This window comes from Streptomyces sp. NPDC043952 (assembly GCF_056435325.1).
In genome coordinates, this window is the sequence record NZ_JBWKES010000002.1 from 378749 (window position 1) to 397478 (window position 18730).

General features: G+C 74.2%; 15 protein-coding genes. 3 read left to right on the plus strand and 12 right to left on the minus strand.

Annotation, left to right across the window (positions count from 1 at the left end; all coding sequences use genetic code 11):
• Positions 1 to 18: 18 nt before the first annotated feature.
• Positions 19 to 954, minus strand: a complete 936-nt coding sequence (gene ligD, locus AC069R_RS03645; RefSeq protein WP_478764161.1) for a non-homologous end-joining DNA ligase — start codon at positions 952 to 954, stop codon at positions 19 to 21.
• Positions 951 to 2798, minus strand: a complete 1848-nt coding sequence (locus tag AC069R_RS03650) for a transketolase (RefSeq protein WP_478764163.1) — start codon at positions 2796 to 2798, stop codon at positions 951 to 953. Before AC069R_RS03650 ends, ligD begins: the two co-directional genes overlap by 4 nt.
• 347 nt (positions 2799 to 3145) lie before the next feature.
• Here AC069R_RS03650 and AC069R_RS03655 point away from each other — a divergent pair, with 347 nt between their 5' ends.
• Positions 3146 to 4105, plus strand: a complete 960-nt coding sequence (locus tag AC069R_RS03655; RefSeq protein WP_478764165.1) for an LLM class F420-dependent oxidoreductase — start codon at positions 3146 to 3148, stop codon at positions 4103 to 4105.
• A 40-nt stretch (positions 4106 to 4145) separates the two neighbouring features.
• Here AC069R_RS03655 and AC069R_RS03660 read toward each other — a convergent pair whose 3' ends face one another.
• Entirely contained in the window at positions 4146 to 4592 is a 447-nt protein-coding gene (locus AC069R_RS03660; protein WP_478764166.1) for a phage holin family protein, read from the minus strand.
• An 81-nt stretch (positions 4593 to 4673) separates the two neighbouring features.
• Between AC069R_RS03660 and AC069R_RS03665 the strand changes: the two genes are divergently transcribed.
• Positions 4674 to 5021, plus strand: a complete 348-nt coding sequence (locus AC069R_RS03665; protein ID WP_397983094.1) for a VOC family protein — start codon at positions 4674 to 4676, stop codon at positions 5019 to 5021.
• 4 nt (positions 5022 to 5025) lie between these two features.
• Here AC069R_RS03665 and AC069R_RS03670 read toward each other — a convergent pair whose 3' ends face one another.
• The 6 genes from AC069R_RS03670 to AC069R_RS03695 form a co-directional block, all read right to left on the minus strand.
• Positions 5026 to 6999 (minus strand): DUF5107 domain-containing protein, encoded by a 1974-nt coding sequence (locus tag AC069R_RS03670; RefSeq protein WP_478764168.1) that lies wholly within the window; start codon positions 6997 to 6999, stop codon positions 5026 to 5028.
• 91 nt (positions 7000 to 7090) lie between these two features.
• Positions 7091 to 7636 carry a GNAT family N-acetyltransferase gene (locus AC069R_RS03675; protein ID WP_478764169.1) on the minus strand — a complete coding sequence of 182 codons (546 nt, stop codon included), beginning with the start codon at positions 7634 to 7636 and terminating at the stop codon, positions 7091 to 7093.
• 30 nt (positions 7637 to 7666) lie between these two features.
• Positions 7667 to 8590 carry a S66 peptidase family protein gene (locus tag AC069R_RS03680; protein ID WP_478764170.1) on the minus strand — a complete coding sequence of 308 codons (924 nt, stop codon included), beginning with the start codon at positions 8588 to 8590 and terminating at the stop codon, positions 7667 to 7669.
• Complete coding sequence (locus tag AC069R_RS03685; protein ID WP_478764171.1) at positions 8587 to 10554, minus strand: S9 family peptidase; 1968 nt, start codon at positions 10552 to 10554, stop codon at positions 8587 to 8589. Before AC069R_RS03685 ends, AC069R_RS03680 begins: the two co-directional genes overlap by 4 nt.
• Before the next feature lie 5 nt (positions 10555 to 10559).
• Positions 10560 to 11864 (minus strand): M20/M25/M40 family metallo-hydrolase, encoded by a 1305-nt coding sequence (locus AC069R_RS03690; protein WP_478764172.1) that lies wholly within the window; start codon positions 11862 to 11864, stop codon positions 10560 to 10562.
• The gene (locus AC069R_RS03695) at positions 11857 to 12690 is read right to left on the minus strand and encodes a M55 family metallopeptidase (protein ID WP_478764174.1); all 834 of its coding nucleotides are present in this window, start codon (positions 12688 to 12690) and stop codon (positions 11857 to 11859) included. Before AC069R_RS03695 ends, AC069R_RS03690 begins: the two co-directional genes overlap by 8 nt.
• 221 nt (positions 12691 to 12911) lie before the next feature.
• Between AC069R_RS03695 and AC069R_RS03700 the strand changes: the two genes are divergently transcribed.
• Positions 12912 to 14591, plus strand: a complete 1680-nt coding sequence (locus AC069R_RS03700; protein ID WP_478764240.1) for a chloride channel protein — start codon at positions 12912 to 12914, stop codon at positions 14589 to 14591.
• An 88-nt stretch (positions 14592 to 14679) separates the two neighbouring features.
• Here the strand turns inward: AC069R_RS03700 and AC069R_RS03705 are convergent, their stop codons facing one another.
• The 3 genes from AC069R_RS03705 to AC069R_RS03715 form a co-directional block, all read right to left on the minus strand.
• Positions 14680 to 15216 (minus strand): MarR family winged helix-turn-helix transcriptional regulator, encoded by a 537-nt coding sequence (locus AC069R_RS03705; protein WP_397983101.1) that lies wholly within the window; start codon positions 15214 to 15216, stop codon positions 14680 to 14682.
• A gap of 132 nt (positions 15217 to 15348) precedes the next feature.
• Positions 15349 to 16068, minus strand: a complete 720-nt coding sequence (locus AC069R_RS03710; protein WP_478764175.1) for a methyltransferase domain-containing protein — start codon at positions 16066 to 16068, stop codon at positions 15349 to 15351.
• Between the two features lie 76 nt (positions 16069 to 16144).
• Positions 16145 to 18706, minus strand: a complete 2562-nt coding sequence (locus AC069R_RS03715; protein ID WP_478764177.1) for an ATP-binding SpoIIE family protein phosphatase — start codon at positions 18704 to 18706, stop codon at positions 16145 to 16147.
• Positions 18707 to 18730: the final 24 nt, after the last annotated feature.

Here is an 18730-nt window from a genome sequence, read left to right on the forward strand (position 1 = left end):
CAAACCTTCGGAGCGCCCTCAGTCGCGCAGCTCCGCGAGGCGCCGCCGGGCGGGTCCCAGGCCGCGGGCGCGGGCCGGGAGGCCGGCCCAGGGGTCGGTGCGGGCCTGTTCGAGGGCGTCGGCGATGGTCCAGCGGCGGGCGTGGACGCCGGGCTCGTCCAGCTGCGGCCAGGCGAGGGGCACGGCGACGGGGGCGCCGGGGCGGGCGCGGACCGTGTAGGGGGCCACGGCGGTCTGGGCGTAGGCGTTGCGCTGCACATCGAGGTAGAGGCGGTCGCCGCGGTCCTCCTTGCGGACGGCTGTGGTGAGCCGGTCCGGATGCCGTGCGGCGGCGAGTTCGGCGACGTCGTGGGCGAACTGCCGTACCTCGGCGAAGCCCTGGCGTCCGTCGAGCGGGACCACGAGGTGCAGTCCGCGCGAGCCGGTGGTCATCGGGGCGGCGGGCAGGGCGAGTTCGTCCAGCAGCGCGCGCAGCACGGCGGCGGCCTCGCGGACGGGGGCGAAGTCCTCGTCCGGTGGGTCGAGGTCGAACACCAGCCGGTCGGGGCGGCCGGGCCCGGCGGCCCGGTCGGTGCGGGAGAGCCAGCGGTGCAGGGTGACGCAGGCCTGGTCGGCGAGGAAGAGGAGGGTGGCGGTGTCGTCGCACACGACGTGCGTGACGGTGCCGCCCTCCTTGGCGACCTCGGCGCGGGTGATCCACTCCGGGTAGTGCTCGGGGCTGTTCTTCTGCATGAACCGCGGGCCGTCGACACCGTCCGGGTGGCGCTCCAGCATCAGCGGGCGGCCCCTGAGGTGCGGCAGCAGGTAAGGGGCGACGGAGCGGTAGTAGTCGGCGAGGTCGCCCTTGGTGTACTCCGGCGCACCCCCGCGGCCGGGGAAGAGGATCTTCCCCGGCCGCTGGATCTCCACCGCGCGGCGGCCCGCCCGTATCCGCCGCGGCGCGCCGTCGCTCACCGCACCACCGCCTCCTCCACCAGCAGTTTCGCCGCGGCCACGATGCCGAGGGCGTCGATGCCCGCGGCGTGCAGCTGCTCGTCGGGGGCGGCCGAACCGGGCATCGTACGGACCCCGAGCCGGACCAGGCGGGGCACCGGGCGGCCGTCCGCGAAGGACTCCGCGACCGCGTCCCCGATGCCGCCCTCGGGGTGGTGGTCCTCGACGGTGAGCAGGCAGCCGGTCTCCTCGGCGGCCCGGCGCAGCGTCTCGGCGTCCACGGGCTTGACCGAGTACAGGTCGATCACCCGGACCGCGATGCCGTCCTCGGCGAGCCGGTCGGCCGCCGTGAGGGCCTCGGGCACGGTGACCCCGGCAGCGACGATGGTCAGCCGGTCCTCCTCCGAGGAGCGCAGCGTCTTGCTGCCGCCGACCGGGAACTCCTCGTCGGCGTCGTAGAGCACCGGGGTCTTGCCGCGGGAGGTACGCAGATAGCGGATGCCGTCGAGGCCGGCCATGGCGGCGGTCAGCCGGGCGGTCTGGTTGGCGTCGCAGGGGTAGAGGACGGTGGAGCCGTACACGGAGCGGAACATGGCGAGGTCTTCCAGGCCCATCTGGGAGGGCCCGTCCTGGCCGATGGCGACGCCGGCGTGCGAGCCGACGAGGTTGATGCCGGAGCCGCTGATGGACGCCATGCGTACGAAGTCGTGGGCGCGGGTGAGGAACGCGGCGAACGTCGCGGCGTACGGCACCCAGCCGCGCGCCGCCATCCCGACGGCGGTGGCGACGAGTTGCTGCTCGGCGATGTAGCACTCGAAGAAGCGCTCGGGGTGCGCCTTGGCGAACTCCTCGGTGCGGGTGGAGTCACCGACCTCGCCGTCCAGGGCGACGACGTCGCCGCGCGCGTCGCCGAGCGCGGCGAGGGCGGCGCCGAAGGCGTCACGGGTGGCGGCCTCGTCGCCCTTGTCGTAGCGCGGCAGCCGGACCGCCTCGGTGGTGTGGTCGTGCAGCGCGGCGGCGGCCGGCGGCTCGCCCACGCGCAGCCGCAGCCGGCGGGGGCCGCCGAGTTCGGCGATCGCCTCGTCGGCGTCGGGCAGCGGCTTGCCGTGCTGGCCCTCCCGGTCCTCCACGGCGGCCACGCCCTTGCCCTTGAGGGTGCGGGCGAGGATCACCACGGGCTGCCCGGTGGTGGACAGCGCCTCTCCGTACGCCCGGTCGATCGCGTCCACGTCATGGCCGTCGATCTCGATGGTGTGCCAGCCGAAGGCCTGGAAGCGGCGGGCGTAGGCGTCCAGGTCGTGGCCGTGCCGGGTGGGGCCGCGCTGCCCGAGCCGGTTGACGTCCACGATCACCTTCAGGTTGTCCAGGTTCTCGAACCCGGCGTGCTCGGCGGCCTCCCAGATCGAGCCCTCCGCCAGCTCGCTGTCCCCGCACAGCACCCACACCCGGTAGCCGGTGCGGTCCAGGCGCAGCCCGGCGAGCGCGATGCCGACCCCTACCGGCAGCCCCTGGCCGAGGGAGCCGGTGGCCGTCTCCACCCAGGGCAGCCTGCGGGGCGTCGGATGTCCTTCGAGCCGGCTACCCAGCTTGCGGAAGGTGACCAGCTCGCCGTCCTCGATGGCGCCGGCCGCCTTGTACGCGGAGTACAGCAGGGGCGAGGCGTGGCCCTTGGAGAGCACGAAGCGGTCGTTGGCGGGATGCTCGGGGCGCTCGAAGTCGTAGCGCAGATGGTTGGCGAGCAGGACGGCCATCAGGTCGGCGGCGGACATCGAGGACGTGGGGTGCCCGGAGCCCGCCGCCGCGGCGGCCCGTACGCTGTCGACGCGCAACTGCTGTCCGAGTTCGGCGAGTTCGGCGGTGTCCATGGTTCTCCTTGCGCGAGATCGTGGTCGTCGGTCGATGGCGGGCACCGGTTTCACCGGGGCGGCGCGCGGGCGTCCGGGGCGGCCCCTCGCCGGGCCGGTCCGGGGCCGGCTTCCCCGCGGCGCGGTCGGCCCACGGCGGCGCCTCGGGCGGTGGGCTCGTGCGAGGTTTTCCGCGTATCCGGGGCCCGGCCAACCAAACGCGGGGGCGCTCACCCGGCCGGAGCACACGGGCCGCCCGCCGGGGCGCGGGCGCGGGGCGCGTCGGTGCGGGCCGCGTTTCACCCCCGGTACCCCCGGTTACCCGGCCCCGGACACGCACACCCGGTTCGGCACGCGGAGGTCCCCTCATGCCCGAGTACGGCTATTTCCTGGCGAGCGAGGAGCACGGTCCGGCCGCGCTCGTGGAGCAGGCGCGGATGGCCGAGCAGGCCGGGTTCCAGGCACTGTGGATCTCGGACCACTTCCACCCGTGGAACGACGCGCAGGGTCAGAGCCCCTTCGTCTGGTCGGTGATCGGCGCGCTCTCCCAGGCCGTGTCGCTGCCCATCGAGACCGCCGTGACCTGCCCGACCGTGCGGATGCACCCGGCGGTGACGGCGCATGCCGCGGCCACCTGCGCGGTGCAGACCGAGGGCCGCTTCCGGCTGGGCCTCGGCACCGGCGAGGCTTTGAACGAGCACATCCTCGGCGACCGCTGGCCCCCGGCGCACGTGCGGCTGGAGATGCTGGAGGAGGCGGTGCAGGTGATGCGCCGGCTGTTCACCGGCGAGGAGGTCGATCACCACGGGACGCACTACACCGTGGAGAACGCCCGCCTGTACACGGTGCCCGACGAGCCGGTGCCGATCGACATCTCCGGTTTCGGCCCCAAGGCGACGGCGCTCGCCGCGCGGGTGGGCGACGGCTACATCACCATGATGCCGGAGGAGGAGATGGTCACCTCCTTCCGCAAGGGCGGCGGCGGGGCCAAGCTCGTCAGCGGCGGCACCAAGGTCTGCTACGGCACCGACCGCGAGAGTTGCGTCCGCCAGGTGCACCGGCTCTGGTACAACGAGCTGCTGCCCGGCGAGATGGGCCAAGTCCTGCCCTCCCCCAAGCACTTCGAGCAGCTGCACGAGCTGGTCACACCGGACATGGTCCGGCAGAACGTGGTGTGCGGCGACGACCCGGACGAACACGCCGCCGCCCTGCGCGCCTTCGGCGACGCCGGGTTCGACCGCGTGTACGTCAACCAGATCGGCCCCGACCAGCAGGGCTTCTTCGACTTCTACCGTACGAAGGTGCTGCCCCGGCTGGCCGAGGGGTGAGCCGGACGGGAGCGCCCCCGGACGGGGCGCCCCGTGCCGGTCACCGGCGCGGGTCGTCCAGTCCGGCCGGGGGCTCCGGCGGGTTCTCGGGGACCGGCGGGTAGGGCAGCCCGAGGCCGCCCGGCGGGGCGACCGGCGGGGTGCCGCCGATCACATGGTGCGGCGGGTGCGGCTGGTGCCGGGAGGACGAGGAGTGGGCGCCGGCCCGCAGCGCGTACGCCACCGCGGCCAGCAGCGCCCCGGTGATCAGGGCGGCGGCCCAGCCGGGCAGCCCGGTCGCCAGGGCCAGGCCGACGGCGACGACCACCGCGCCGCCCGCGTACAGGGCGGCGGCGCCCGACGCGCCGTAGAGCACGGCGGTACGGCGCTGCTTGCGGGTCTGCTCGCGCAGCTCCTCCCGTACCGTCACGCGGGCCACCTGAGCCAGCTCCTCGACCAGCTCCTTGTCGAGATGTTCCAGATGATCCAAAGGCTGTGAACGGTTCATGGTACGCGGGTACCCTGTGCGCATCTCGGGTAACTCCGGGGAACCTGCGCGCGGACCCTGGTCCCAACTAGGCTCGTCCGTATGGAGATTATGGGCGCCTCGCTGCGTATCTGCGTTGCCGACATCGAGACCGCGATCCCCTTCTACGAGCGGCTGGCCGGTGGCACCGCGCAGCGTTTCGAACGCGGCGGGGTGCGGGTCGCCGCGATCGGCTCCTTCCTGCTGATGAGCGGCCCAGAGGCGGAGCTGGACATCCTGCGGAAGGTCACCGCGACCATCGCCGTCAAGGACGTGGGCGAGGCGCAGGAACTGCTGACCGGCCTCGGCGCCCGCATCCTGGTGGAGCCGGTACCGACCCCGGCGGGCCGCAACATGCTCGCGATGCACCCGGACGGGTCGATCTTCGAGTACGTGGACCAGCACGGCTGAGGGCTCAGTCGGGGTCGGGGCGCATCCGGAAGTCGTAGCGGGCGGGCAGGGGTTCACCAGTGAGCCGGGCCCACACCCGGTCGAGCGCGCGGGAGCCCTCCCGCAGGTCGGCGACCTCGAACCCGGCGTCGAACACGGCCCGCGCCGCGTCCCGCCGGCCCTCCGCGAGCAGCAACTCCGCCTCCAGCAGCCGGAATCGGCCGCGCTGCCGGACGGGAGGCGGCAGCCGCTCCCAGACGGCGCGGGCGGCCGCCGTCCGCCCGGCCCGCAGCAGCGCTTCGAGCGTCTCGCGGCCGAGGGCGGCCGGCACGGCGGTGCGGTCCGCGTCCCGGCCGCCGTCCTCGGGGCCCCCGGCGGCGCACAGGTCGGCGAAGGCGTCGGTGTACCGGTCGGCGGCCCGCTCGTGGTGGCCGTCGTCCGCGTCGGCGACGGCGAGGGCGCGCAGCAGCGGCCAGCGCGCGGGCGCGTGCGGCAGGGCGCGTTCCCAGCTGCGCACGGCCTGGGCGCGGTCGCCCGCGTGCCACTGGGCGATGCCGAGGTGGTACTCGGTGTGCCAGGTGGCGGGCGCGGTCTCCAGCAGTTCCCGCCAGTGCGGGGCGACCAGCGTCTCCGTGTACGGCCGCGGGCCGGGCGGGGCGGGCAGGCTGCCGGTGCGCAGCAACTGACGCCAGGGTTCCTGGCCTTGGCCGAGCGTGGACTCGGGGAAGGGGGTGCCGGGCAGCTTCCAGCCGGCGCGCAGCACTTCGAGCGCGCCCCAGCCGGAGCCGGTGGCGAGGATTTCGCCGGGTTCGGTGTCGGCGGCGGGCCGCCACAGTGCGTACGCCTCCTCGACGCGGGCGCGGGGCAGCACCGACTCCAGCCGCTCCCCGGCCCGCCGGACGGCGCCGTGCCACTCCCCCGCGGGCTCGGTGTCGAGCGGGCCGTACGCCTCCAGCCAGCTCACCTCGCTCTCCGCGTCCAGCCGGACGTGCTCCAGCTGGGTGCGGGCGAGGCCCGCCTGGATCTCGCAGTAGCCGCCGGTGCCGGGCTCGGTGAGCCACTGCTGCCAGCGGCGGCCGCCGGTCCCGCTGCCCCAGACGAACAGCTTACGGCCGCGCAGCGCGTCGGTGGAGGTCTGCACCAGCCCGTGCCCGTCCGCGTCCAGCGCCGCGATCCAGCGGCGCCGCCCGTCGGGCACGTCGTAGAAGTAGTCGGCGGCGTAAGGGCTGTTGAGCGGGTACGTGCGGTCGATGCCGTCGTACGACGGGACGGGCACCCGGCGCAGCCGCCGCTCGTAGCCGAAGTGCCAGGCCTCCCCGGCCGGGGCGAGGACGCGGACCTCCTCGGGTACCGCGATGTTGGACCACCAGTACGTGGGCACCGGGTGCTGGTGCGGGTTGCGGACGCGCACGCCGGCGTAGAGGAAGTCGGAGCCGTCCGGCAGCCACAGGTCGACCTGGAAGGGCAGGTCGCGCAGCCGCTCCCACTCCCACAGGCGCAGCATCTGCCCGCCGTCGGGGGCGGGGACGCGGGCGGCGTGCAGGGGTGCGCAGGAGAGGGTGGTGTGGCCGGTGGCGCCGATGTTCCACTCGATGCCACCGGAGTACCAGGCGCCGTTCAGGGCGAAGTCGGCGGGCTGGAACACCGGGTTGCGGTACAGGAGTTCGCGGCCGGTCGGCAGGTGGACGAGGGAGGCGACACGGCCGCCGAGTCCGGGCAGGACGGTGGCGCGCAGCCGGTCGTTCTCGATCACCAGGGCGTCGAGCGGGCGGGGTGCGCGGGTTCTGTCGTAGCCGTCGCGGAGGCGGACCGGCAGCAGGCTGCGCAGCGGCGCGTAGCCGAGAGCGCGCGCCATGTCGCGGGGTATGCCGTCGAGGTCGCGGTCGTCGAGGCGGTGGACCTCGTCGAGCGGGCGCAGCGCGGGCAGCGGGTTGTCCGGGCCCAACTCGGCGGCGGGCAGAGTCAGTACCTCACGTCGGATCCTTGTCACGACGACCATGGAACCCGGCGGGCGATGACTCGGCCAGGGGAGCTGCCGGTCTAGATTGCGCAAAGGGCGCCGGGGCCCCGACGCGGCGGGGCGTGCGAGGTCAGGCGCGCATCTCGGCGGTGAGCGCCCAGCGTTCGTGGTCCCGCCAGTCCCCGTCGACGTAGATCATCTTCGGCGAGAAGCCCTCCAGGCGGAACCCGGCGCTCCGGGCCAGCGCGATCGAGGCGGTGTTTTCCGGCTGGGCGTTGATCTCCAGGCGGTGCAGTCCGAGCGGCCCGAAGGCGTGGCCGATCACCAGTTCCAGGCCCTCGCGCATCAGGCCCCGCCCGGCGGCGTGCGCGAACGCGCCGTAGCCGAGGGCGCCGCAGCGGAAGCCGCCCCGGACGATGTTGTTGATGTTGATGAACCCGGCGATGTCCCCGCTGTCGCGCTCGCACACCAGGAAGCCGGCCCTCGCCGGGTCCTCGATCAGCCGCCCGGCGTAGTCGGCGTAGGCGTCCTCGGTGTCCGGCGGGAACAGCCACGGCCGGTGCAGGTCCTTGCTCTCGCGGGCGCGCGCGGTGAACGCGGGTCCGTCCGCCAGGGTGAAGTGGCGGATGCCCACACGGGGGCCTTCGGCGAGGTAGCGGGACGCGGTGTGCGGCATCCGGCCACTTTACGCGTCCCGCACCGGAGATCAGCGCAGCGCGGGCTCCGCCAGCGTCAGCGTTCCTGCGTCGGCGTCGAGTTCCGCCCGCACCCCGAACGGGATGGTCAGCGCGCCCTCGCAGTGCCCGAACCCCATCTCCTCAAGGACCGGCACCCCGAGTCCGCCGAGCCGGTCCGCGAGGACGGCGCGCACCTCCTCGTACGGGCCGCAGCGTTCCCAGGAGCCGAGTCCGATCCCGGCGACCCCGTCGAGCCACCCGGAGCGCAGCAGCTGGGTGAGCAACCGGTCGATGCGGTACGGCTGTTCGGTCACGTCCTCGATCATCAGCAGCCCGCCGCGCGCACCGGCCGGGGCGAACGGGGTTGCGAGGTCGGCGGCGAGCCCGCCGAGGTAGCCGCCGAGGGTCACCCCGCGGGCCCGGCCGGGCACCAGCGGGGTTCCGGTCGTGGCGATGGTGCGTACCGTCTCGGGCGCGAACAGCGTGGCCCTGAGGTGGTCCTGCGCCCGCGCGCTCTTGATGAAGTCGATCCCGGCGGCCACCGGCCCGTACAGCGTGACCAGGCCCAGGCGGGCGGCGAACGCCTGGTGCAGATGGGTGATGTCGCTGAACCCGGCGAAGACCTTCGGTCCGGCCGCGCGCATCGCCTCCCAGTCGAGCAGGTCGACCATGCGCTGGGCGCCGTAGCCGCCGCGGGCGCACAGCACCGCGGCCACCGACGGATCGCACCAGGCTCGCTGGAGATCCGCGGCCCGCTCCGCGTCGCTGCCCGCCAGGTAGCCCAACTCGCCGTGCCGGGACAGGACATGGGGCATGACGACCGGGTCGAGGTCCCAGCCGCGCAGTACGTCGAGGCCCGCCTGGACGCGTTCCTCGGGCACGGGCCCGCTGGGGGCGACGACGGCCACGCGGGCGCCCGGAGCCAGCCGCGGCGGGCGGACGAGGGGGTTCACCGGTGCAGCTCCAGCCGGGGCAGGCCGGGCACGTCCAGCTTGAACACCTGGGCGTACAGGGAGAGTTCGGCCTCCAGCGCGCGGATCATGGTGTCCGCCCTGCGGAACCCGTGCCCCTCCCCCTCGAAGGTGAGGTAGGCGTGCGGGACGCCCTTGCCCTGGAGGCGGGCGAGGAATTCCTCGCACTGCACGGGCGGGCAGATCACGTCGTCCAGGCCCTGGAGCATCAGGAACGGCACGGTGAGCCGGTCGGCGTGGCTGGCCGGCGAGCGCTCGGTGTAGCGGGTCGGCACGTCGGTGAACGGCCCGATCAGGGACTCCAGGTAGCGCGACTCGAAGTCGTGGGTGCCGCCGGAGGCCCAGCTGGTGAGGTCCAGGATGGGGTAGAGGATGGTGCCGCAGGCGTAGACGCCGGTGTTGGTGAGGGAGGCCGCGGTGGTCCAGCCGCCCGCGCTGCCGCCCCGGATCGCGAGCCGGCACGGGTCCGCGGTGCCCTCCTCGGCCAGCGCGCGGGCGACGGCCGCGCAGTCCTCCACGTCGACCACGCCCCACTGCTCGCGCAGCCGCTCGCGGTAGGCGCGGCCGTACCCGGTGGAGCCGCCGTAGTCGACCTCGGCGACGCCGATGCCCCGCGAGGTGAAGTAGGCGATCTCCAGGTCGAGGACGAGCGGCACCCTGCTGGTGGGGCCGCCGTGCGCCCAGACGACGTACGGCGGCAGCTCGCCGTCGGGCGCGGTGTGCTCGGGGTGGTGCGGCGGGTAGATGTGGGCGTGCACCTCGCGGCCGTCGGGTCCGGTGAAGACGCGGATCTGCGGCTCGGGGTAGTAGGCGGGGTCCACCGGGTCCCGGTGGCGGGCGCCGACGGCGCGGGCGCGACCGGTGGTGGTGTCCAGCTCGACCACCTCGTAGGCGGTGCGCGGGCTGGCGCCGACGGCGGCGACCCGGCCGCCGTGCACGGCGAGGCTCGGGGCGAACTCGGTCCACGGTCCGGCGGCGTCCACGATCTCCCCGGTCTCCGGGTCGAGGATGCCGAGCAGGGTCGAGCCCTTGCCGTGCACGACCGCGATCAGGCCGCTGTCCAGCGGCGCGAACCAGCGCAGGCCCAGCTGCCACAGCGGGCCGCCGAACTCCTCCTCGCGGGTGCACAGCGGGACGCCGTCGCGGTAGAGGTTCCACCAGCCGCCGCGGTCGCTGGAGTACAGGAGTCTGCCGTCCGGGGCCCATTCCACCTGTGCGACGGCCTCGTCGGGGCCCCCGGCGACGGTGTGCGCGCCGTGCAGGGTGCCGTCCTCGCCGACGTCGGCGACCAGCAGTTCGGTGCCCTCCCAGGGCATCCGCGGATGGTCCCAGGCGAGCCAGGCGGCGCGCCGGCCGTCCGGGGAGAGCCGGGGTCCGGTGACGAACCGGTGCCGTTCCGCGGTGAGTTCGCGCACCGCGCCGCGGTCCCCGGCGGCCGAGCCGTCCAGCGGTACGGCCGCGAGGACGCGCCGCACGTCGCCGGGGTCGTCGCCGGTGAACTCCTCCAGCACGCACCACACTTCGCCCCGTTCGAGGTCGAGGCGCGGCTCGGCCCAGCGCAGTCCGCCGCCGACCGGGGAGAGCGGGGTGAGCGGGCGGGGCTCGCCGCCGGGCTCGTACCGGTAGAGCCGCTGGTCGGCGAAGTGGGTGAACACCACGAGGGGCGTGCCGCCTCGCGTCCCGGCGGTCCAGGGCCGGCCGCCGTACTCGATGACGCGGCTGCGCACGTTCCACGGCGCGGGCAGCAGCGACTCCTCGGTGCCGTCGGCACGGCGCCGCATCAGGGCGCGGCGGCCGCCCTCGCCGGGGCGGGGTTCGGTCCACCAGGTCTCGTCCCCGACGTAGCCCACCCAGTCCGGGCGGCCGTCGTGGGCGGCGGCGAGCGCCGCGTCGATGGGTGACGGCCAGGTGCCGTACGGCATCGTGAGCATGTTGTCCTCCCCCATGTCGTCTAGGCCGTGCGCAGGAAGCGGTCGAGGACGCGGACACCGAAGTGCAGCGCCGCGACGGGCACGCGTTCGTCCACGCCGTGGAACAGCGCCTGGTAGTCGAGGTCTTCGGGCAGCTTCAGCGGGGCGAAGCCGTAGCCGGTGATGCCGAGCCGGGAGAACTGCTTGGCGTCGGTGCCGCCGGACATGCAGTACGGCACGACGTGGCCCTCGGGCGCGAACTCCCGTACGGCGTCCCGCATCCGCGCGAACAGCGGCACGTCCACCGGTGCCTGGAGGGCGACCTCGCGGTGCGCGAACTCCCAGTCGACGTCCGGGCCGGTGAGCCGGTCGAGGGTGGCGGTGAACTCCTCCTCGCCGCCGGGCAGATAGCGTCCGTCGACATGGGCGACGGCCTCGCCGGGGATCACGTTCAGCTTGTAACCGGCGTCCAGCATGGTCGGGTTGGCGCTGTTGCGGACGGTCGCCTCGACCAGCCTGGCGGCCGGGCCCAGCTTCTCCAGCAGCCGGTCGACATCGCGGAAGTCGGCGTCGATGCCGTACAGCGCGGCGAGTTCGGTGAGCGCGGCGCGCACGGTCGGGGTGAGCCGCAGCGGCCACTCGTGCTCGCCGATGCGGGTGACGGCGGCGGCGAGCCGGGTCACCGCGTTCTCCTTGTTCACCTTCGAGCCGTGCCCGGCGCGGCCGCGGGCGGTCAGCTTGAGCCAGCCGGTGCCGCGTTCCCCGGCCGCGATCGGGTAGATCTGCCGCCCGGCGCCGTCGTGGAAGGTGAAGGCGCCGGACTCGCCGATGCCCTCGGTGCAGCCCTCGAACAGCTCGGCGTGCTCGTCGGCGAGGAAGCCGGAGCCGTCCTCGGCGCTGGCCTCCTCGTCGGCGGTGAACGCGATGACCAGGTCGCGGCGGGGCCGCACTCCCGAGCGGGCCCAGGAGCGGACGACGGCGAGGATCATCGCGTCCATGTTCTTCATGTCCACGGCGCCGCGCCCCCACACCACCCCGTCGCGGACCTCCCCGGAGAAGGGGTGCACGCTCCAGTCGGCGGCCTCGGCGGGCACCACGTCGAGATGACCGTGGACCAGCAGGGCGTCGGCCCCCGGATCGGTGCCCTCGATCCGGGCGACCACATTGGTACGGCCCCCGGTGCGCTCCAGCAGCAGCGGTTCGAGGCCGGCGCCGGCCAGCCGCTCGGCGGCGTACTCGGCGGCGGGCCGCTCCCGGCAGTCGCCGCCGCCCCGGTTGGTGGTGTCGATCCGGATCAGCCCCGAGGTGAACTCCACGACCTCGTCGAGGGCTTGCGCGTCAGCCATACTGCTCCTCCACGGCGTTGGAGACGATCGTGGTGACCGCCTTGAACGTCCGGATGCCCTCGTACATGGTGGCGCTGGTGTACGCCACCTTCCGCTCGCCGATGCGCGCGACCCCCGGCACCACGGTCGCGGCCATCGCCAGGTGCTCGGCGTCGAACTCCACGGCGACGGTGAACGGCCCCGCCTCCACGGGCGCGTGGCGCACGGCGAGCCGCGCGGCCTCCTTGGCGGCGGCACGGATGCCGGCGGCGGTGCGGGCCGGGGTGCGGCACACGGCCGCGTACCGCGACACATGGTCCTTGACGGCGACCTTCAGCGCCTCGGGGGCGTAGCCGAGCGCGTCCTCGCAGGCCACGTCGTCGCCCGTGACGAGGACGACGGGGACGCCGTACTCGGCGACGACGTGCGCGTTGAGCAGGCCCTCGCTGGCGCGTACGTCGTTCAGCCAGACGCCGGTGATCTGGTTGGCGAGGTAGGTGTGGGCGAGCACGCCCTCCATTCCGGCGCCCGCGTGGTAGCCGACGAAGGCGATGCCGTCCACGTCGCCGTGCTGGACGCCCTCCACCATGGACAGCTCCTTGTGCCGCCCGGTGAGCATCTTTACCCGCTCGTCCAGCTGTTCCAGCAGCAGGTTGCGCATGGTCCAGTGGGCCTCGTTGACGAGCACCTCGTCGGCGCCGCCGTCGAAGAAGCCCTGTACGGCGGCGTTCACGTCCGAGGTGAACATCCCCCGGCACCGCTCCCACTGCGGCGTCCCCGGCAGCACGTCCGCCGGCCAGGTGACGCCCGTGGCCCCCTCCATGTCGGCACTGATGAGGATCTTCATGGAGCGTCACGTTACGCGCTGCGGGGTCCCCGGACCACCAAAGCCGGGGAGGCGCCGTGGCGGCATCCCCCACACGTTTTGCATACTGCAAAAGTGAGGGAGGAGAATCAATGAGTGCCATATCGGTGGCAAAGGAGACAAAGCGCGGGCCGGGCGAGGCGGCACGGGGCCGGGCGCCCGCACCAGGACCGGCAGGTCCACCGCAGGGCGCCTGGATCGTCCTGGTCCTGGCCGTGGTCGTGGGCGCCGGGGCGGGCCTGGGCTCGATCGTCTTCCGCTGGTGCATCCAGACCTTCACCCGGCTGCTGTCCGGCCATGCCGACTACGCCGCCTCCCCCGGCGTGGACAACCCGCACGTGCCCTGGCTCGGCCCGTACTTCGTGCTCCTCGCCCCGGTCGTCGGCGGGCTGCTCTACGGCCCCCTGGTCAACCGGTTCGCCAAGGAGGCGCGCGGGCACGGCGTGCCCGAGGTCATGCTGGCCGTCGCCCAGCGCGGCGGGCGGATCAGTCCGAAGGTCGCCGTCGTCAAGACGCTGGCCTCGGCACTCACCATCGGCTCCGGCGGCTCGGTGGGCCGCGAGGGCCCCATCGTCCAGATCGGCTCGGCGCTCGGCTCCACCCTCGGCCGGCTGACCCGGTCGACCGAGGGCCGGATGAAGCTGCTGGTCGCCTGCGGCGCCGCGGGCGGCATCGCGGCCACCTTCAACGCGCCCCTGGCCGGCGTCTTCTTCGCCATGGAGCTGATCCTCGGCACCTTCACCGCCGAGGCGTTCGGCGCGACCGTCCTGGCCAGCGTCACCGCGAGCGTGATCGGACGGGCCGCGTTCGGCGACAACGCCTTCCTGAACCTGCCGGACTTCCACGTCGGCCACCTCCCCCAGTACGGCCTGTTCGCCCTGCTCGGGGTCGTCGCGGCCGCCGTCGGCGTGGGCTTCACCCGCTTCCTCTACCTGGTCGAGGACGCCTGCGACTGGCTGTGGCGGGGCCCGGAGTGGCTGCGCCCGGCGGTCGGCGGCCTCGGGCTCGGCCTGGTGCTGCTGGCACTGCCCCAGATGTACGGCGTCGGCTACCCGGTCCTCCAGAGGGCGACCGAGGGCGGCTACGCGGCGGGCTTCCTGCTGCTGCTCCTCGCCGGAAAGATGCTGGCGACCAGCCTCACCATCGGCATCGGCGGCTCGGGCGGCGTCTTCGCGCCGAGCCTGTTCATCGGCGCGATGCTCGGCTCCGCGTACGGCATCGGCGTCCACCACCTGCTGCCCGGCTCGGCCGGCGCCGTGGGCGCGTACGCGCTGGTCGGCATGGGCGCGGTGTTCGCCGGCGCGGCACGGGCGCCGATCACCGCCGTGGTCATCCTCTTCGAGCTGACCGGCGAGTACTCGATCATCCTGCCCCTGATGCTGGCCGTCGTGCTGGCCACCGTCACCAGCAGGCTGCTGTGCCGGGACACCGTCTACACCCTCAAGCTGCGCCGACGCGGCATCGACCTCCAGGGCCCCGCCCCCGGCGCGCCGATCGGCGCCCAGCACGTCGGCACCGTCATGGAGCCACTGCCCGCCCTCCTGCCCGCCGCCACCCCGCTGGCCGACGCCGCCGAACTGCTCGGCCGCTCGGGCCACGGCGCGCTGCCGGTGGTCGACGACCGCGGGGCGTACGTCGGTGTCGTCACCGCGCGGGCGGTCGCCGAGGCCCTGGCCGAACAGCCGGACGCGGCACCGGCCACCGTGGGTCCGCTCGCCGAGCCGCCCGCGCCGGTGACCGCCGACCAGCCGCTCGCCCAGGCCCTGCACACCCTGCTCTCCGCGGCCGGGAGCGGGGTACCGGTGCTCGACGCGGAGCGGGGCAGCCCGGTGGGCTGGCTCAGCCATCAGGGCGCGTTGCGGGCGGTGCATGCGCCGGGCTGAGCGCCGGGCGGCTTGCGCGGTGTACGCGAGGGGCTGAGCGCCGCCCCCGCTTCTTTGCATCATGCAAGGGACGCGGGGGGCCGGGGGCTCAGACCTCGTGGGCCAGCGATCCGTCCACGATCCAGCCCAGCGGGTGCGGTTCGGGGTCGTCCGCGCCGGGGGCCGGGGGCTCGCCGCCCGCCTCGTTGAACGCGTCGAGGGCCTCGACGAGGGCCAGCCGCTCGGTGGGGCGGAGCCGGGCCACGATGGCGGCGATCTCGGCGCGGCGCCCGGCCGTCACGTCCGCCACGATGCGCCGGCCCTCGTCGGTCGCCCGCAGCAGGGTCTCGCGCCGGTTGTCCGGATTGGGCTGCCGGTCCGCGAGCCCGGCGGCGATGAGCCGGTCGACCATGCGCATCGCGGTCGAGGGCGCCACCTGGAGGAGTTCGGCGAGCGCCACCAGCTTGGTCGTCCCCCGCGTCGCCAGCACCACGAGCATCCGGAACTGGGCGAGGGTCACCCGCTCCTCCACCGCGGCGAGGGAGCGGGCGGACACGGCCACCAGCAGACGGGATGCGGTCAGCACGGCCCTGGTGACCGCGTCGACATCGTCCAAGGCGCCCGCGGGGGTCTTTCGTTCCGGCATGGGTCCTTTCTACCGCGTGCGGGCCGCCACGCTCCACGAGAGCCCCGCCGGGTCCGGCGCGGGACGGCGCCACCGACCGCCCCGCACCGCGCACCGCGCACCGCGCACCGCGCACCGCGCACCGGCGTCCGGCTACCGTCCCGCGAGCACGAACCAGCGGGCCGGCAGGTCGATACGGGTGCCGTCGGTGAGGTGTTCGGTCTGCGGCAGGACGGTGTCGCCCTCGGCGAGGACGGTCAGTCCGGCCTCGCCGAGCAGGCGCGGGATCTCGCCCTCGTCGGCGTCGGCGGGCTTGAGGCGGTGGTGGAAGACGCGCTGGAGCTTGGGCGGCGGCCCGGACGGCTCGGCGGCGGCCCGCCCCAGGACGTCGCGGGAGGCGGGGGTCAGCTCCACGACGAAGGCGCGGCCCGCGCTGCCGATGAGCGTGGCGACCGCGGCGGCGACGGCGGGCCGGGCGGCGGGCTCGCTCTGGTGGATGACGGCCCGCATATAGACGTTGCAGTCGCCGAGCCGGTCGTGCAGGGCCTTCACCGCGTCGCTGTCGGTCAGATCGAGCTGTTCGAACTCCACGGGCGCGTCCCCGGCGGCGCGCCGGGCGTGTTCGACGGCGGCGTGCGAGAGGTCCACGCCGATGGCGCGGGCGAACCGGGTGGCCAGGTAGCGGGTCTGGGTGCCGTTGCCGCAGCCGAGGTCGACTATGGGGCGGGCCGGGTCCGCGTGCGGCAGGAGCAGCGCGGAGTGCGGCTCGGCGGTCAGCGAGGGATCGGAGTCCCAGATCGCCTCGCCCGGAGCGTCGGAGGTCTCGCTCCAGTAACTCTCCCAGTTGGCACGGTAGTTGTCCGAAACGTTCATGCGCTCTCCCACGATCGGTTGCCGTGATCGGGATATCGCGCGGAGCGGGGTGCGGGCAAGGGGCGGGCGGCCACCTTCACCGGACGTACCGACGCTCCTCGCCGATTCGGTCGCTGCCCGTGACCGGCTGTTCGAACCAGACCGTCTTGCGGTGCCCGGTGGCGCTCGCGCCCCATTCGCGGGCGAGCCTGCTGACCACGCGCAGCCCGCGCCCGTACTCGTCGCGGGGACCGGCGGCGATCATCGCGGGCAGGGTGGGCTCATCGTCGGTGACCTCGAACAGCAGCGCGTCGGTGCGCACCACCCGCAGCCCGATCCGGTCGCCCTCGGCATGCCGTACGGCGTTGGTGACGACCTCGCTCACCAGCAGTTCCGCGGTCTCCACGGGCCCCGGCAGCCCCCAGGCGAGGAGTTGCTCGCGGACCAGGCGGCGGGCCCGGCCCACCTCGCGGGGATCGTTGCCGAGCCGCCACTCGGCTACGTGTTCGGCGGGGATGCCGTTGAGCCGGGCCATGAGCAGGGCGACGTCGTCCTTGCGTCCGCCGCGGGTGTTGAGGGCGCGGATGATGGTGTCGCAGGCGTCGTCCATGGAGGCGGCGGGGTGCGCGGCGGACTCGCAGAGCGCGGCGAGGCCCTCGCCGATGTCCGAGCCGCGCACCTCGACCAGCCCGTCGGTGCACAGCACCAGCCGGTCTCCGGGCGAGACCCTGATCCGGGCCGCCTCGAACGGGACTCCGCCGACGCCGATGGGCGCCCCGGTGGGCAGGTCGAGCAGTTCGCTGCCGCCGTCCTCGGCGCGCACCACCACCGGCGGGATGTGTCCGGCGTTGGCGAGGGTGACCTCGCCGCGGATCGGGTCGTAGACCGCGTACAGACAGGTGGCGAGGTAGTTGTCGCCGAGCCGGCGGGCCAGGTCGTCCAGGTTGCGCAGGAGCTGGGCGGGCGGGGACTCCATCGCGGCCATGGTCTGGACGGCGGTGCGCAACTGGCCCATCATCGCGGCCGAGTTGAGGCCGTGGCCCATGACGTCGCCGACGACGAGGGCGGTGCGCGAGCCGGGCAGCTTGATGGTGTCGAACCAGTCGCCGCCGATCCGCCCGAGCAGGGTGCCCGGAAGGTAGCGGGTGGCCACGTCGCAGCCGGCCATCCGCGGGGCGACCTGCGGGAGCATGCTGTCCTGGAGGGTGTCGGCGACGTTCTCCTGGTACGTGTACATGCGCGCGTTGTCGAGCACGAGCCCGGCGCGGGCGGCGAGTTCGGCGCCGGTGGTGCGGTCCATGTCGTCGAACGCGGGCCGGTCGGGGCGGCGCATCAGCACCATGAAGCCGAGGACGACATTGCGCGCCTTGAGCGGCACGATCAGCAGCGAGCGCCCGCCGATGAGCGGTCTGAGGTCGCGCTTCTCGAACTGTCCGGAGATGCGCTCGGACAGCTCCTCGGTGACCTCCGGGATGAGGACCGGGTCGCCGGTGACCATGCACCGGTAGAACGGGGTGTGTTCGGGGAAGGCGAAGGCCTCGCCGACCGGCACGGTGTCGTCCCAGCGGCCCGGTTCGTCGTTGTGCTCGACCCAGACGCGGAACATCACGGTGCTGGCGTCGGGCGGGCCGTCCGGGAAGCCCTCGCCCGCGAGGACGGCCGCGCGCAGATGGGTGCCGGCGAAGTCGGCGAAGCGGGGCACGGCGGCGCTGGTGACCTCGCGGATGGTCTCGCCGAGGTCGAGGGAGGAACCAATGCGGGAACTGACCTCGTTGAGGAATTCGAGGCGCTCGCGGACGGCGGCGTACTCCAGGTCCCGTTCGGCGCCCGCCGGTACGGCGGTCACGGCGGGCGTGCGCTGCCGCGGTACCCGGTGGCCGGCGGCCTCGGCCCGGTCGCGGCCGAGTCGGCGGGGCACGCCCCAGTACGGGGTCACCGGCACCCGATCGAACTGGCTGAACTCCAGGACCGGGTAGCCGAGTTCGAGGACCTGGGAGACGATGCGGCCGCTGAGGCCGGGGCCCATGTTGGGCAGGATCTCCGGCAGCCGCCGTTCGAGTTCGTCGAAGGCGGGCAGTTCGGTGTGGCGGGCGAAGCCGGGTGCGATGCGTTCGGCGGTCTCGTCCTCGTCACCGCGCTCCTCGCGCAGCCGGGTGGCGTCGGCGGCGAGCACCAGCAGCCGGGCGGGACCGGGGCCGACCAACGGGTAGGCCCACCACAGCACGTCGACTCGCTCGCCGTCCGCACGCGGATCGCCGTCCGGGTCCCGGCGCACCGAGAGGTGGGCGCGGCCGGCCGTGGGGAAGGAGGTCTGGCCGCCGAGGGACGCCTCCAGGTCGGGGCCCGGTCCCGGCTCGTCGCCGCCCGGACCGCCGTACTGCGCGCCGCCGTCGCGCTCCGGGTCGTACGCCTCGTACGCGTCCGGCATGGCGCCGCCGTGGAGGTGGTCGGGGAGGGCGCCGGAGACCGGCAGCAGATCGCCGGCGGGGCGGCCGACGGCCTCCTCCCGGCCGACGCCGAACAGCCGCCGCGCCCCGCTGCTCCAGTGGGATACCAGGCCGGTGCGGTCCACGACGATCACGGCAAGCGGAATCCGGCCCGCGTCGGTGTCGCCGGCGCCGCGCGCGGGAGTCGTGTCCCGCTCGCTGCCACGGTCCATGGCCCAGGCCCCTTCTCCCCACGG

Bases quoted from the DNA above. Each gene is read 5' to 3' on its own strand.
- AC069R_RS03650 (WP_478764163.1), bottom strand. From the start codon at position 2,798: ATGGACACCGCCGAACTCGCCGAACTCGGACAGCAGTTGCGCGTCGAC.
- AC069R_RS03655 (WP_478764165.1), top strand. From the start codon at position 3,146: ATGCCCGAGTACGGCTATTTCCTGGCGAGCGAGGAGCACGGTCCGGCC.
- AC069R_RS03660 (WP_478764166.1), bottom strand. From the start codon at position 4,592: ATGAACCGTTCACAGCCTTTGGATCATCTGGAACATCTCGACAAGGAG.
- AC069R_RS03665 (WP_397983094.1), top strand. From the start codon at position 4,674: ATGGAGATTATGGGCGCCTCGCTGCGTATCTGCGTTGCCGACATCGAG.
- AC069R_RS03670 (WP_478764168.1), bottom strand. From the start codon at position 6,999: ATGGTCGTCGTGACAAGGATCCGACGTGAGGTACTGACTCTGCCCGCC.
- AC069R_RS03675 (WP_478764169.1), bottom strand. From the start codon at position 7,636: ATGCCGCACACCGCGTCCCGCTACCTCGCCGAAGGCCCCCGTGTGGGC.
- AC069R_RS03685 (WP_478764171.1), bottom strand. From the start codon at position 10,554: ATGGGGGAGGACAACATGCTCACGATGCCGTACGGCACCTGGCCGTCA.
- AC069R_RS03690 (WP_478764172.1), bottom strand. From the start codon at position 11,864: ATGGCTGACGCGCAAGCCCTCGACGAGGTCGTGGAGTTCACCTCGGGG.
- AC069R_RS03695 (WP_478764174.1), bottom strand. From the start codon at position 12,690: ATGAAGATCCTCATCAGTGCCGACATGGAGGGGGCCACGGGCGTCACC.
- AC069R_RS03705 (WP_397983101.1), bottom strand. From the start codon at position 15,216: ATGCCGGAACGAAAGACCCCCGCGGGCGCCTTGGACGATGTCGACGCG.
- AC069R_RS03710 (WP_478764175.1), bottom strand. From the start codon at position 16,068: ATGAACGTTTCGGACAACTACCGTGCCAACTGGGAGAGTTACTGGAGC.
- AC069R_RS03715 (WP_478764177.1), bottom strand. From the start codon at position 18,706: ATGGACCGTGGCAGCGAGCGGGACACGACTCCCGCGCGCGGCGCCGGC.